General features: G+C 61.5%; 13 protein-coding genes and 1 riboswitch. Of the genes, 4 read left to right on the top strand and 9 right to left on the bottom strand.

From position 1 onward, the window contains the following. Nucleotides 1-51: 51 nt before the first annotated feature. The 8 genes from glpD to PR018_RS24375 form a co-directional block, all read right to left on the bottom strand. Nucleotides 52-1548 carry a glycerol-3-phosphate dehydrogenase gene (gene glpD, locus PR018_RS24410; RefSeq protein ID WP_247750599.1) on the bottom strand — a complete coding sequence of 499 codons (1497 nt, stop codon included), beginning with the start codon at nucleotides 1546-1548 and terminating at the stop codon, nucleotides 52-54. 122 nt (nucleotides 1549-1670) lie between these two features. After that, nucleotides 1671-2441 carry a DeoR/GlpR family DNA-binding transcription regulator gene (locus tag PR018_RS24405; protein WP_142831413.1) on the bottom strand — a complete coding sequence of 257 codons (771 nt, stop codon included), beginning with the start codon at nucleotides 2439-2441 and terminating at the stop codon, nucleotides 1671-1673. A 111-nt stretch (nucleotides 2442-2552) separates the two neighbouring features. Then, on the bottom strand, nucleotides 2553-3635 hold the full coding sequence (locus PR018_RS24400) for a DUF2218 domain-containing protein (protein ID WP_142831414.1): 1083 nt from the start codon (nucleotides 3633-3635) through the stop codon (nucleotides 2553-2555). Continuing rightward, complete coding sequence (locus PR018_RS24395) at nucleotides 3632-4483, bottom strand: ABC transporter ATP-binding protein (protein ID WP_142831415.1); 852 nt, start codon at nucleotides 4481-4483, stop codon at nucleotides 3632-3634. The genes PR018_RS24400 and PR018_RS24395 overlap by 4 nt, the downstream gene beginning before the upstream one ends. After that, nucleotides 4480-5523 carry a FecCD family ABC transporter permease gene (locus tag PR018_RS24390; RefSeq protein WP_244615489.1) on the bottom strand — a complete coding sequence of 348 codons (1044 nt, stop codon included), beginning with the start codon at nucleotides 5521-5523 and terminating at the stop codon, nucleotides 4480-4482. The genes PR018_RS24395 and PR018_RS24390 overlap by 4 nt, the downstream gene beginning before the upstream one ends. Next, complete coding sequence (locus PR018_RS24385) at nucleotides 5520-6563, bottom strand: iron chelate uptake ABC transporter family permease subunit (RefSeq protein WP_142831416.1); 1044 nt, start codon at nucleotides 6561-6563, stop codon at nucleotides 5520-5522. Before PR018_RS24385 ends, PR018_RS24390 begins: the two co-directional genes overlap by 4 nt. After that, entirely contained in the window at nucleotides 6563-7576 is a 1014-nt protein-coding gene (locus PR018_RS24380; RefSeq protein ID WP_202617207.1) for an ABC transporter substrate-binding protein, read from the bottom strand. Before PR018_RS24380 ends, PR018_RS24385 begins: the two co-directional genes overlap by 1 nt. 51 nt (nucleotides 7577-7627) lie before the next feature. Next, nucleotides 7628-9784, bottom strand: coding sequence for a TonB-dependent siderophore receptor (locus PR018_RS24375; RefSeq protein ID WP_244615491.1), 2157 nt, complete (start codon nucleotides 9782-9784; stop codon nucleotides 7628-7630). A 115-nt stretch (nucleotides 9785-9899) separates the two neighbouring features. On the opposite strand from PR018_RS24375, the gene PR018_RS24370 reads away from it, so the two are divergent. Beyond that, the gene (locus PR018_RS24370; RefSeq protein WP_279309166.1) at nucleotides 9900-10034 is read left to right on the top strand and encodes a hypothetical protein; all 135 of its coding nucleotides are present in this window, start codon (nucleotides 9900-9902) and stop codon (nucleotides 10032-10034) included. A 45-nt stretch (nucleotides 10035-10079) separates the two neighbouring features. Here the strand turns inward: PR018_RS24370 and spdA are convergent, their stop codons facing one another. Further along, a complete protein-coding gene (gene spdA, locus PR018_RS24365) occupies nucleotides 10080-10901 on the bottom strand; it encodes a 2', 3'cyclic nucleotide phosphodiesterase SpdA (protein WP_142831418.1) in 822 nt (273 codons plus the stop codon). 251 nt (nucleotides 10902-11152) lie between these two features. Further along, a riboswitch (cobalamin riboswitch) is annotated at nucleotides 11153-11380 on the top strand. A gap of 181 nt (nucleotides 11381-11561) precedes the next feature. On the opposite strand from spdA, the gene PR018_RS24360 reads away from it, so the two are divergent. Genes PR018_RS24360 through PR018_RS24350 form a run of 3 tightly spaced genes read left to right on the top strand, consistent with a single transcriptional unit; the run spans nucleotide 11562 to nucleotide 14379 of the window. Beyond that, a complete protein-coding gene (locus tag PR018_RS24360) occupies nucleotides 11562-12578 on the top strand; it encodes an ABC transporter substrate-binding protein (RefSeq protein WP_142831419.1) in 1017 nt (338 codons plus the stop codon). Beyond that, nucleotides 12575-13618 carry a FecCD family ABC transporter permease gene (locus PR018_RS24355; protein ID WP_142831420.1) on the top strand — a complete coding sequence of 348 codons (1044 nt, stop codon included), beginning with the start codon at nucleotides 12575-12577 and terminating at the stop codon, nucleotides 13616-13618. Before PR018_RS24360 ends, PR018_RS24355 begins: the two co-directional genes overlap by 4 nt. Continuing rightward, nucleotides 13615-14379, top strand: a complete 765-nt coding sequence (locus PR018_RS24350) for an ABC transporter ATP-binding protein (RefSeq protein WP_142831421.1) — start codon at nucleotides 13615-13617, stop codon at nucleotides 14377-14379. Before PR018_RS24355 ends, PR018_RS24350 begins: the two co-directional genes overlap by 4 nt. Nucleotides 14380-14529: the final 150 nt, after the last annotated feature.

The following is a 14529-nucleotide window of genomic DNA, read 5'->3' as shown; positions in this document are numbered from 1 at the left end:
CCGTGCCTCCTCCAAACCAGCGGTGATATTGTCCTCGAGCGGCAAACGCTCCTAGTGCGTGATCACCCCGGCGATAAAAGTCTCAAGTTCTGCGGCCTGATCCTTCGACAGATACAGTCCCTTCTTGGTCCGGCGCCAAAGCACGTCCTCCGCGTGCCTTGCCCATTCCATGTCGATCAGCCACCGGACCTCGCATTCGAAAAGGTCGTCGCCGAAATTACGGCCGAGATCGGACGCGTTTGCTGCCTTGCCGAGCAGGAGCGCCGCGTTCGTGCCGTAGAGCCGGACAAGCCGTCGGGCATGGCGGTCGGCCAGAAACGGGTAGGAGCCCTTGAGCTTGGCAACTTCGCTCTCATAGCCCGTCGCGGCAAAGGCACCGCCGGGCAGGCTGCTGCCGGCCGTCCAGACCTTGCCCTTGACACCGATCGCATCGCCGATCTTCTCCAGCGCGTGCTCTGCAAGGCGCCTGTAGGTGGTCAGCTTGCCACCGAAGATGTTGAGCAGTTCACCGCCACCGGGCAGTTCCTCGCGCTTCAGCACATAGTCCCGCGTCGCTTCCTGCGCCTTCGAGGCGCCGTCGTCGAACAGCGGACGAACGCCGGAATAGGACCAGACGATGTCATCAGGCTTTACCGGTTCGGCAAAATATTCGCTGGCGGCGCTGCAGAGATAGTCGACCTCGCGCTGCGTGATTCGGATATCCTTCGGATCGCCCTCGAAATCCTGGTCGGTCGTGCCGATCAGGGTAAAATCCTGCTCGTAGGGGATAGCGAAGATGATGCGATTGTCAGGGTTCTGGAAGAAATAGGCGCGTGGATCGTCAAACTTCTTCCTGACGACGATGTGGCTGCCCTGGACGAGCCGTACATTGTGAACCTGGTTCTTGCCGAATGCACTGGACAGCACCTGATCGACCCAGGGGCCTGCCGCATTGACAAGCATGCGCGCCTGAAAGCTGTCGATCCTGCCTGTTGCCATATCCTGCGTCTCGACAGACCAGGCATTTTTTTCCCAACGCGCCGACCGCACGCGGGTCCGCGGCATGATCTGGGCTCCGCGATCGGCAGCATCCCGGGCGTTGAGGACGACAAGCCGCGCATCGTCGACCCATCCGTCGGAATATTCAAAGGCCTTGGTGAACAGGGATTTCAATGGCTTGCCTGCCGGATCCTTGCGCATGTCGACAACGGACGTCGCCGGAAGCAGCTTTCTGCCGCCGATATGGTCGTAGAGGAAGAGCCCGAGGCGAATGAGCCAGGCCGGGCGGATGCCGCCCTTCTGGTAGGGCAGGACGAAGCGCATCGGCCAGATAATATGCGGCGCCATGGCCCATAGGACCTCGCGCTCCATCAGCGATTCGCGAACCAGCCGGAATTCGTAATGCTCGAGATAGCGCAGGCCGCCATGGATAAGCTTGGTCGATCCGGAAGATGTGCCGGAGGCGAAATCGTTCATTTCGGCCAGCGCTACCTTGTAGCCACGGCCGGCCGCGTCGCGCGCAATACCGCAACCGTTGATGCCGCCACCAATGACAAAAAGATCGAACATTCTATCCCCCACTGCCTCTCCCCCAAGAGCCAGACCTTCGCAATGCACAAATTTATTGCGCTTGCGGTATAGGAGACATCTGAAACGAAACCATAACGAATGTCAAACGAAAGTTTCGCGGGTCAGCTCGCTTTCGATGTCTCGATCAGCGCGACGTTGCTGTCGTGGCAGATCGTCCGGATGGCCTCGACGGAACAGTGGTCGGTGATCAATGTCTGGACCTGCGACAGCTGTCCGATCCGCACCGGTGCCGTGCGCTCGAATTTCGTCGAATCCGCCACCAGAATGACGTGCCGGGCATTGGCGATGATCGCCTGTGCCACCTTCACCTCGCGAAAATCGTAGTCGAGCAGGGCGCCGTCGGAATCGATGGCGGAGGCGCCGATGACTGCGTAATCGACCTTGAATTGCCGGATGAAATCGACGGCCGCCTCGCCGACGATGCCGCCGTCCGAAGCGCGCACGACGCCACCCGCAACCACGACCTCGATTGCCGAATAAAGGCGCAACCGATTGGCCACATTGATGTTGTTGGTGATCACCATCAGCTCATGGTGGGCGATCAGGGCCTCGCTCACCGCCTCGGTCGTCGTGCCGATATTGATGAACAGCGATGCGTTGTTGGGGATGAGCTGGGCAGCTGCGGCGCCGATCGCCTGCTTCTCGGCGGAGGCTATCTGGCGGCGCTGCTCGTAGCGCACATTCGCAGTGCCGCTGGGTAGGCTGGCGCCGCCGTGCATGCGGGTCAGCATCTGCCCGTCGCAGAGATCGTTGAGATCCTTGCGTATGGTCTGCGGCGTCACATTGAACCGCGTCGCGAGATCGTCGACGAGAACGCGGCCCGTCGATTTGGCAAGAGCAACGATCTCGGTCTGGCGATCTGTCAAAAACATCGATTCATCCTTCGCTGGCATCGCGTTTGCGCGAAAGCGAACTTAACCGCAATGAAAGAGAAAACTCAAAGGCGATCTGTCGTCACGGACACGAAACCGAGCGCAAATCCATCACGGCTGATTTACCGCGTCAGGCTTTGGCTTCTCCCAGTACCACGCCGCATAAGTCAGCTTGCGATCATGGCCCTTTTGCTTCAGGAGCGCGCGAATGGGGCGCATCTCGTCTCTTTCGCAGGCCACCCAGACATAGGTCTGCGCATCCGCCGCGCTGATCGCGGTCCTGACCGCGTCGCCGAACCGATAACCGGTATCACTCTTGTCATCCTTCCGGTGGAGCCAGCGCACATCCAGAGTTCCCGATGTTGGCAAGGGTTGCTCCTCGCCTGCATCCTCCACCAAGATGATGGCCTGCATCCGGATATGGGCCGGCACTTCTGCCGCGATCCGGGCGATGGCTGGAAGCGCCGTCGCATCGCCTGCGAGGAGCATGGACGACGCCTGCGGAACTCCGCCGCCGCCTGGCCCAAGAAACGCCAGCTTTTGTCCCGGTCTCGCCTTGCGCGCAAATTCGGCACCGGGCGCCGCGACACCGTGCGTGGCATGCTGCAGGAAATCGATCCATAATTCACGGCGTGCGACATCGACGGAGCGGATGGTATAGACCCTCACCGCGAGTTCGTCTTCCCCCTCGGGCCAGCCCGTCCTGCCGTCCGGCAGCAGGGTCGGCCAGACCGGTATGCGTCCGTCAGGCGGCAGCAGAACACGCACATGCATGCCGCCACCGATGAACGGCGCGATATCCTCGCAACTGAATTTGACCCTTCGCATATGCGGCGTGACGTCCGCGGCGGACACCACGGTTACCTCGCGCAGATCGGGCAGGATGCCGGGCGCCGGTGGCGTCGACCAGCTAAGCTCTAAAGGTTCTTCGCCGGCGAAGTAGACCAGATGCTCGGCAATGTTGTTGCAGGTCAGCTGCAGCGCCTGTTCCGTTGCGCAAGCGAGTTCTATGAGCAGGCGGCTGTCCTTTAGGCGGATGGCGACAAGTGCCGTTTCGCTTCTCAGCAGCGCCAGATTGCCCGTCCGCTCGACGCTCGAATGCTCGACGAAATGCTCGCAGATCTCATCCAGCATGCCTGCGGCATCGTGCGGAATTGCGACGCCGCTCAACTTGAATTCCTGCACCTCGCTCATACGATCTCGTCCTTGTCTGCAGCAGAACCGGGGATATCGGCTACTGGCCGGGCTTGCGCTGCCGAGTGGCGCCCGCGCGGCACGACCATCGGGGTTCCCGTCACCGGATCTGGAACGATGACGCAGGCAAGGCCGAAGACGCTTTCGATCAGTTGTTCGGTGACGATCGCTGCCGGCGTGCCTTCGGCAACGATGGCGCCATCGCGCATCGCGATCAGGTGCGTGGCATAGCGGCAGGCATGGTTGAGATCATGCAGCACCGCAACGACGGTGCGTCCGTCGGCGTTGATATCGGCCAACAGGTCGAGCAGGTCGATCTGGTGGGTGATGTCGAGAAAGGTGGTTGGCTCGTCGAGGAGCAGGATTGGTGTCTGCTGGGCCAGAACCATGGCAAGCCAGACCCTCTGGCGTTGCCCGCCGGACAGTTCGTCGACGAGCCGGGTGGCAAGGTCGGCGACCCCTGTGGCTGACATCGCAGACGCGACGGCCTGTTGATCGGCGGCCGACCATTGGCGAAAGATCGACTGGTGCGGATAACGGCCGCGCGACACGAGGTCTTCGACGGTAATGGCGTCAGGTGCGATAGAACTCTGCGGCAAAAGCCCGAGCCGGCGCGCCACGTCCCTGGCCGGCAGACTTCCAATGCTGGCACCGTCGAGGATGATCTCCCCCTGCGTCGGCCGAAGCAGGCGCGACAAGGCCCGCAGCAATGTCGACTTGCCGCAGGCATTCGGGCCGAAGATAACGGTAAATGCGTTATCCGGAATGGTCACCGAGAGCTCGCGGGCGACCGTCAACTCCCGGTAGCGCAAAGTCACTGCTTCAGCGCGCAGTCTGGCCGTCGTCATTTGCGTCCCTCGCTGACTAGCACCCATATGAAATACAGGCCGCCGATATTAAACGTCATCACGCCGACCGGCAGCTGGAGGCCGAGCGCGTGCTGGGCTGCCCAATCCGAGGCGACGAGCAATACCCCGCCCATCAGCGCCGATGGTACCAGCGCAACCCCGGCCGACCTGGTCACGCGCCGCGCAAGCTGCGGCGCTGCTAGCGCGATGAAGGCGATGGGGCCTGCCGCGGCCGTTGCCACCGCGATCAGGGCCACGCCGATGACGGCCAGCGCCAGCCGGACGCGATCCGGCGACACACCAGACGAAAGCGCCGCCTCGTCGCCGAGTTCGAGCTGACGGAGCGGCCTTGCCAGGGCAAGGGCGATAGGGACGAGCACTGCCAGCGCCACCGATACCGCCAGCAGGCGATCAAGGCCGAGGCCGTTCAGCGAGCCCGCCGCCCACATGGCAGCCGACATCGCGACCTGCAGGTCTGCCTTGCGGATCATCCAGACATTGGCGGCAGACAGCATGGCGGCGATGGCGACGCCGACGACGATCAGCCGAAATCCGTCGATACCCCCTCGGTAGGTCAGCATGTAGACTGCGATCGCCGTTGCCAGACCGCCGATCAGTGCGCCCGTGGCTGTCCCTAAATAGCCCTCCGACAACAGCAGCATCGCCACCAGCGCGCCGGTGTGGGCGCCGGCAGAAAAGCCGATGATATCCGGCGAACCGAGCGGATTACGCGTCAGCGACTGGAAAATAGCACCGCTGATGCCGAGCGCGGCGCCGATCAGCAGCGCAAGCAGGGCGCGGGGCAGGCGCCATTCGAGAACGATCATCTCCTGCATCTGGTCGCCCCGCCCCGAAAGGGTCCGCGCGACATCCGACATTGAAACCGCATAGTCGCCGGAAACCAGCGACAGCAGCACGAGCATGAGGCAGACAGCCAGCATGAAGGCGCAGGCGATAACACTCCGGCTGCGCAACCGCAGCGAAAGCCGCCCACGGGGCGAGCGCAGAACGATGACGCCTGGATCCGCCGCCCGCGTCACAGCCCGCGCACTTTCTGCCGCTGCACCAGGAGGATCAGGACGGGCGCGCCGATGAAGGCGGTGACGATGCTGGCTTCCAGTTCACCCGGGAGGAGAAGACGCCCGATAATGTCGGCCGACAGCAGCAGGATCGGGGCAAAGATCATCGTGCCGGCGAAAATCAGCCGCTGATCGGGGCCGAACAGCCAGCGCACGACATGTGGCGTCATCAGGCCGATGAAGCCGATCGGTCCGACCGCCGCCGTGCCACCACCGGCAAGAAGGGTCAAGGACACAGCCGCCAGGATGCGGCTGCGGACAACATGGGTGCCCAGCGCCCGGGCGGTGTCATTGCCGAGCGCTATCGAATTCATCGCCGGTGCGATGAGGCCCGCGATGCCAAGCCCGACGATAATGAACGGCGCCACCGCAGACACCACCGCCATGTCGCGGCCGCCGAGAGCGCCGATCGACCAGAGACGCATGCTGTCGAAGCCGACCGGATCGAGCAGTACGATGGCTGATCCGAGGCCGCCAAGCAACGCATTGATCGCGACGCCTGCAAGCAGCAGCCGGACCGGGGTCGCTCCGGCGCGACTGAGCGAGCCGAGCACATAGACGATCACAGTGACAACGATGGCGCCGAGAAAGGCAAACCAGAGATAGGTGCTCACCGCCTGCAGGCCGAATACGCCGGCAGCAATCGTCACGAAAAAGGCAGCGCCGGCATTGACGCCGAGCAGACCGGGATCGGCGAGCGCATTGCGCGTGATCGCCTGGATGATGGCACCGGACACACCGAAACCCGCTCCGCATAAAAGCCCCAGCAACGTGCGCGGCAAGCGATAGTCCCGGACCGCAATGTGGTCTGGCAGGCGAGCGTCATAGGCCGTCAACGCATCGAAGACGGTGGAGAGAGAAACAGAACGCGCGCCGACGGCCAGGCTGACCAGGCACAGGACCACCAGCAGCAGAAAGCCCGCAACGGCAACTGCCAGCCGTTGCCGTGCTGTATGGTGCTTTCCCGCTGTGGGCTGCGAGGGGACTGTGGCAGACGGCATCACGGGGCAAGTCCGGCACGGACCGCCGAGGCTACCGATGTCCTGGGGTCGCCATCGAGTGCTGCTGCCATATCGGCCTCGAGTGCAGACAGCACGAAGGGCAACGACAGGACGCTGCCGAAAGACAGCGCGGCTGCGACCGTACCGCCCGCAAAGACTTCGCGACCCTCGGCATGGGCCTTCAGGACACGGCGCATCGGCAGGGCGGCGAGATCGGTAGCGGTTTCGGAGGACGATACCCAAAGGACGAGATCAGCTTCGAGAGCGGACAGGTCTTCCGGTGAAAGTTTTTGATAGAAGCTTTTGGACCCATCGAGCAGGCGGCTGGCGGCTGTGCGGGCAAATCCGAGCTCGGTCAGGAAATGGCCGCGCGTGTCCGAGGATGCGAAAAATCCGGTCTCGCTGCCATAGTGATAGGCGGCGACAGCCGTGAGTCCGCCCCAATCCGGATGTCGCAGGCGCGCTGCCGCAAAGTCCTGGCGGGTCTTGGCAACCAGTTCGTCGGCTATGCGATCCTTGCCGACGGCGCGACCGATCAGCCGTGTCATCTCATCCCAAGGCATGCCATAGGCCGGAAACGCCTTCGGCTGCATCAGCACGGGCGCAATGCGGGAAAGCCCGGCGTACTCTGCTTCCGATATGCCTGACCCGATGCCGACGATCAGATCCGGCTGCAAGGTAGCGACGAGTTCCAACCCGACATTGCCCTTGATGACAACGGGGCGGGCGTTCTTCAGAAAAGGCTGCGCCCATGGCCAGACGGCAAATGGCTGGTCGCCGAACCAGTCGCGTATCGCAAGCGGGATGACATCGAGCGCGAGCAGGGGATCCTGGGTGAGGTAGCCCAGCGATACGACACGGGTAGCGGGCTTCGGCAGGACGGTCACGCCGAAGGCATGATCGAATTGCAGCGGCCCGTCGGCAGCGATGGCGGGTGTGTGCATCAGCTCCGGCGCCAAGAGAGCGGTTGCCAGCCCGCACAGCAGGTCGCGACGACGGGTAACGAGAGCCATGACATCCATTCCTGTGTTTTGTGGTTGCGCCGAGAGATCGTCGCGCAGGCGCTACCAGGTGTAGCGCAGGGTCGCCCGCACCGCGCGGCGGTCGCCGTAGTAGGCGGCCAGACTGTAGTCGTCGATGCTGGCCACATATTCCTTGTCGAAGATGTTGGTGGCGTTGACGGCGAGGGCAACGCCGTTCTTGAACTTGTAATTGAAAGCCGCGTCGAAGACCGTTCTTGAGGCAAGCGGCAGCGTGTTGGCATTGTCGCCGAAAGTATTGCCGACAAAGCGGGCGCCCATCCCGACGTTGATGTCACCGATCGCGCCTTTGCCGGGAATGGTATAGTCGGCCCAGAGCGTTGCCATGTGGTTGGGAACGAGTTCCGGCCGATTGCCAATCAGCCCGGTGGTCGCGTCGTCCTTGATCCGCGCGTCCCAGTACGAATAACCGGCAGTCAGGTTCAGCCGGTCGGTGAGCGCGACCTTGCTCTCGAACTCGATGCCCTTCACGTTCACCTTGCCCACCTGGTACTGGTAGGAATAGTCCGACGCCCACTGCGCCACGTTTTTCTGGGTCAGGTCGAACAGCGCCAGGGTAAACAGCGCATCCATACCCTCGGGCCGATATTTTGCACCGATTTCGTACTGTGTGCCCTCCTGAGGCTTGGGCGTGCCGAGGAAGGTCGAGCGGCTGGCTGCCAGTGGCTGGAAGGATTCCGAGTAATTGGCGTAGACCGAGAGCTCGGAGGTCGCCTTGAAGGTAAGCCCGGCGCGCTTGGAGAAATTCGTATCGACCGCGTCGTCGCGGATGCCTGAGCTTTCCGACATCGTGTCGGCGTGATCGTATCGGCCACCCAGCGTCAGGATCCAGCGGTCGTCGATCGTCAGCTGTTCCTGGAGGTATGTGCCGGCCGTTGTCAGCCTTGTCCTGGTGTCCACCGGTGCGCCGAACGAGATGCAGCGTGTGCCGCAATAGACGGGTTTGCTGTCATCGAGCACGCCACCGGCCGTCCCGTCGAGGCGACGTTCGCTATTGCTGTCGCGGCCATAATCGGCGCCCAGCAGTGTGCGGCTTTCGAATGGGCCGTAGGTGCCGTCATATTGGAGCTGGTTGTCGATCTGGAACCGCTTGCTATGGCCATAAATTGCCAATGCAGCGCGGCTCGAAGCAGGATCGGCAGCTCCGAGATAGATCTGCTGATAGGTCATGTCGAGATTGGTGTAGCGGGCATTCTGCCGGAACTCGAAACCGTTGCCGAAATCGTGGCGCAGCTGATAGCCGACATTGCGCTCGATGGTGTCGACCCTGTCGAAATCGGGCTCACCGAGATAGGTCTCGGAATCGATCCCAGACTTGTAGGGAATGGCATGGCCAGGGTTGCCGTCGCGCTTGTTGTAATCCGTCAGGATGGTGACGGAGGTGTCGGCATCCGGCGACCAGGTCAGCGCCGGCGCGACATAGACGCGATCGTCGTTGGTATGGTCGATGCCGGCATTGGCATTCTGCCATTTGCCAGTCATGCGGTAGGTCCAGATGCCATCCTTGTCGAGCGCTCCGCCGAAGTCGGTGCCGGTTTCGACATGTCCGTTCCCAACTGTTGTATAGATCTCGCCGAAGTCTTTGTCCTGCGGCACCTTGGTGAGCGCATTGACGATACCGCCGGGGCCGGAAAGGCCGAACAGCGTGGAGTTGGACCCCTTCAGCACATCGATCCGTTCCATGCCATAGGGCTCGAGGCGGCTGGCGGTAAAGGAGCCGCCGACACGCATCGGCAGCCCGTCACGGAAAGTGCCGTCGGTCGTCTGGTAGAAACCGCGGATCAAAAAGTGGTCGTAGCGGTCGTCGGAGCCGTAGATATCGGTGGAGACGCCGGGCGTGTAGGCCAGCGCCTGGTCGAGGTTGGTGACACCGCGCTCCTTCATTTCCTTTGCAGTGACGACGGAAACCGAGGCCGGCGCGTCGAGAAGCGGGGTGTCGGTCTTGCTGCTGGAGCGGGAACTCTTTGCGACAATCGTCTTGTCAATGGTGCCAGCTCGGTCGCCTTGGCCCGCAATGGTGATCTTGGCGAGCGTGGTTGCTTCCGCGTCGCCTGACTGAGCGAAAACCGGGGTTGCGGCAAGCAGCGTCGAACTCGACAGAAACGCGATCATCAGACGTCCGACGGTCGTCGTAAAGGATGTGCCCACCGGCGATACAGTCGTCCTAGCCTCGCGAAACATCACGGCAGCCCCCTGCAATCAATCTATCAAATACCTGAAAAGTCTACGGAATACCGACCAACGACCATGATCAATAAGTTGACTGGTTAACTCCTGTATTGTTTGTTGACTCCCGATGTCAACTATTGCCTACAAATTTTCCGATCTTTCCACCGGTCTTGCCGAGGCGCGCGCGGCAACCGGAGGATGCGCACGTGAAAACACCGACGCTGACCTGCCGGTCAGCGTCGGTGTCATGGAAGCGGCCTAAAGACGAGGCGGCGACGCGGCATAGTCCGACGTCAGGGCATATGTCTTAGTTACCGAGTGCGTCGCTGCCCGATATCGAATGGTTGGACAGTTCGTAATCCTCGACATGAACGAGGCATCCCTGCGGTTTCAGGAAAACGATGCCGTAGGCGCCCGGTTCATCGACGGAGAGGGAAGTATCTTCCGTATCGAATACCATCGGCTGCTGATGGACCGGGCTCTTGAATACCGAGAAAGGTATACCGCGATGGGAGCCGCCAATCGTACGGTGAACATGGCCGGCGAAGATGTGGCGGACATTGCCGTATTCGGCAAGGATATCGTAAAACTCCTCGCCGTTCCGGAGCTTGATCTTGTCCATCCCGGGAAACCCGGTGTCGAGCGGTGGGTGATGCATGAAGATGTAGACGGGCCGGTCGCCGGCACCAGTGAGGTTCTGCTTCAACCAGGCAAGCCGATTGTCGCACAGCACCCCGGCATGAACGTCCGGCGAGACGTAGGGCGGTCCGCAAAGCGTATCGAGCAAAAGCATGACACCGTTTTCGGTCTCGATCCGCTGCTGGATAAAACCGTGCTCGTCACGCGGGCTTTCGGGATAGGCGGCAATGAAGTTTTCGCGGTTGTCGTGGTTTCCGACCAGCAGGTGGACGGGAATTTCGAGCGTGTCGAGCAGTTCGCGCAGTCTCGCATAGGATTGGCGACTGCCGCGGTGCGAGAGGTCACCCGTCATCACCGCAAACTCAGCATCGCGGTGATGCAGGTTGACATGATCTATCCCTCTTGAAAGGCGCTGATAGGGATCGAGGCCGATGATCGTCTCTCCCTCCAGGACCATGTGCAGGTCGGTGAATATAATAATTTTGCTCATGCGCTACTCCTGCCTGCGATTCCCGGAATGCCTTTCGTCGGGCACCTTTCCGGTACGTACATTCCAGACCCTGCACGTCGTTTGCAACAGGTTTGCGTCAGCAGTCTGTTTGTTGGCTAACGCGACAAGACACTTGACTGCCTGCATTTTACCAATAATGTAACGTTATAACATAATATAAAGCAATGATGGATTTCCGACCTGTGCGAGATTTTGCGAGACCCGCCCACCTTGACCGCCGTTGCAGGCCTGTCATAGATGCCATCGACGGTTCCCTTAGGATGACTCCAAGGGGATTAATAGGGAACACGGTGAGGGCCACCCGAATGGGACCAAGACCGTGACTGCCCCCGCAACTGTAAGCGGATTGCTGCTCATCCCAGGGCCTCAGGGCCATGTCACTGCGAAGGTTTCGCGGGAAGACAGATGATCGGCGCATATCCGCAAGTCAGGAGACCTGCCGTCAAGCGCTATCCCATGAACCCGGGCGGGGATGCCCGGAAAGGAACAGATATGTCTCATTTGAATTTTCGCCATAGCCTGGCGCATCTCCGGCTCGATTGGGCTTCCGACAGCTGACGTGGCAACCGCAGCTTGCCTCGCTGCCGCATACCTGCAGCACCAGGGCACTCGCCTTCCCATAAAATCGAGATATTTTTCATGCGTCAGTTTCTGTCCAGCATTACGCTTGCCTGCGGGCTTCTCGGCATGGCCGCCCCCGCATTCGCGGCAACGGTCTATCCGCTGTCCATAACCAATTGCGGTCAACAGGTGACCTTTGCCAGGGCGCCTTCGAAGATAGTGTCCATCGGCCAGGGGATGACGGAAGTTCTCCTGTCTCTCGGCCTTGCCGACAAGATCGTCGGCACGGCGGTCTGGGTGGGTCCCGTGCTTCCTCAATATGCACAGGCCAACAGCAAGATCAAAAGGCTGGCCGACAACGATCCGAGCTTCGAATCCGTCGTCGGACGCCAACCAGACTTGGTGGCTGCGGAATTCGAGTGGCATGTCGGACCGCAGGGTTCCGTCGGTAAGCGGGAGCAATTCTCCGACCTCGGAATAAATACCTATATCTCGCCGGCTGATTGTGTCGCCAAAGTCAATTCCGACGGCGGAGACGGGGTCCGCAAGCAGATGTTCAGCATGGATCTAGTCTATCAGGAGATCGCCCAGCTCTCCGAAGTCTTCGATATCAAGGACCGCGGCGATGCCCTGATCACCGACCTTAGGAAACGCGAGGCCACCGCTGTGGCATCCGTGGAGGGTGCGGCCGCCAAGCACCTGCCGATCGTCTTCTGGTTCTCGAGCAAAGAGGTTAGGGGCGATGCCTTCATAGCCGGCAAGAACGGTGCCCCCGCTTATATGATGAAGGCCCTCGATGCGCGCAACGTCGTGACCACCGAGGAGGAATGGCCGCTTGTCGGCTGGGAAACAATATCCCAGGCGAACCCGGCCGTCATCGTCATCGCCACCATGGATCGCCGCCGCTATGCGGCAGACGATCCCAAGGTGAAGCTGGACTTCCTGCAGAACGATCCCGTCACCAGCGAAATGGACGCCGTCAGGAACAAACGATTTGTGATGATGGATGCGCAGTCCATGAACCCGACGATCCGGACAATCGACGGCATCGAGGTTCTTGCAAATGGCATCAGGTCCTTCGGTCTGGCCCGGTGAGCAACAGCGCAGTCGTAACACGGCGTAGATGGTGGGCGCTTGCAGCGCTCGCCGTTGCCGCCATCGTCGTCCTCGGATTTTCGATCAGCCTTGCCGTTTCCATCGGGGAAATCTCCATCCCGCTGCAGACGACGGCAGAGGCTGTGTCGAACCGCATCTTCGGCACGGGCTTTGCAATCGACCGTATTCACCAAGGCATCGTCTGGGATTACCGTCTCAGCCGGGCACTGGTTGCAGCCAGTGCCGGAGCCTCGCTGGCGCTCTGCGGCGCCGTGCTCCAGGCCCTGCTGCGCAACCCGCTGGCCGAACCCTATGTGCTTGGCATTTCGGCAGGCGCCTCGACAGGGGCAGTTTGCATCACGATCCTCGGGCTCGGCGCAAACGTTCTCGGGCTGTCCGGCGGAGCATTCATCGGGGCCGTCGTCGCCTTTACGCTGGTGGGCATTCTGGCCTCAGGGGCAGGCGGGTCGGGCGAGCGGATCATTCTCTGCGGCGTTGCCGGATCGCAGTTGTTCAATGCCCTGACCTCCTACATCGTCACGACGTCTGCCAATGCAGAGCAGGCGCGCGGCGTGCTGTTCTGGCTGCTCGGTTCGATGAGCGGCGTGCGCTGGCCCGACGTCTATCTCTCCGCACCCGTGACCTTGGCGGGCTTCATTGTTTGCCTCTGCCATGTCAGGGCGCTCGACGCCTTCGTCTTTGGCGCCGACGCGGCGACCTCCCTTGGCATCCCGGTGCGCCGCGTACAGATCGTGCTCCTTGGCACGACCGCCGTCATGACGGCGAGCGTCGTCAGCATGGTCGGCTCGATTGGTTTCGTCGGGCTCGTCATTCCGCACGCCGCGCGCTTCCTGGTCGGGCCGTCGCACGGCCGCCTGCTGCCGGCGACCGCCCTTGGCGGCGCGATCTTCATGGTCGGAGCCGATATTGCTTCGCGCATCATCATCCCCCAGCAGATCCTGCCGATCGGCGTCGTCACGGCTCTCTTTGGAGCGCCCGCTTTTGCCGTCATCCTCTATCGTGTCCGGAGGACCCCATGAGCATATCCGTCGACGACGTCACCTATGCAGCCGGTAACACGCTCATCGTTGACGGCATCAGCCTGGCGATCGAGCAAGGCAAGGTTCTCGGCCTGCTTGGGCCGAACGGATCGGGGAAATCCAGCCTGCTGCGCCTGATCTGCCGGTTGAGGAAAGTCCGCAGCGGCATCATACGACTTGGAGAACATGATGTGGCTAGTCTGTCGCGCAGCGAGATCTCGCGCCGCATAGGCTTCGTTGAGCAGCAATCGACGACCGACACACCACTGACCGTCGCCGACGTCGTCCGCCTCGGTCGCACGCCCCACAGAGGATTGCTCTCCACCTGGAGCAGCGACGACGATGCCGCCGTCGAGATCGCGCTCGCCCGGGTCGACATGCGTGCCCGGGCAGCCCAACTATGGCAGACGCTGTCGGGCGGCGAGCGTCAAAGGGTGCACATTGCCCGCGCGCTGGCGCAGGCTCCGACGGAGTTACTACTCGACGAGCCGACCAACCATCTCGATATCCAGCACCAGCTGGATATCCTGTCGCTTGTCGCCAAACTGGATATCACCTGTATCGTCGCCCTTCACGACCTCAATCTTGCGGCCATGTTCTGCGACAGTCTCGTCGTCCTGCGAGACGGCAAGGTCGTCGCCGCCGGATCACCGGAAGACGTCCTCACCGAACACCTCATTCGCACGGTCTTCGGAGTAAAAGCGCACGTAGAAAAGTCCGCGATCCACGGCCGCTGCCACATCCAGTACCTGCTGGCCTAGGCCTCGGGCGGCGTGGCAAATGTGTGTGTGGGGCCATCACGGCCAAGACTCTGCGCAACATCCGAATGTCGAAGGATAGCGGTAGCCGTGATTGAGCATTTCTGCTGCTTTGCAAGAAAGTCTTGACCTTTGAAGGTTAGGCTACGAGCT

The sequence above is a fragment of the Rhizobium rhododendri genome (assembly GCF_007000325.2).
Lineage (GTDB): Bacteria > Pseudomonadota > Alphaproteobacteria > Rhizobiales > Rhizobiaceae > Rhizobium > Rhizobium rhododendri.
Note: the sequence above shows the minus strand (reverse complement) of the source record. Positions and strands in the feature narration are given on the sequence as shown.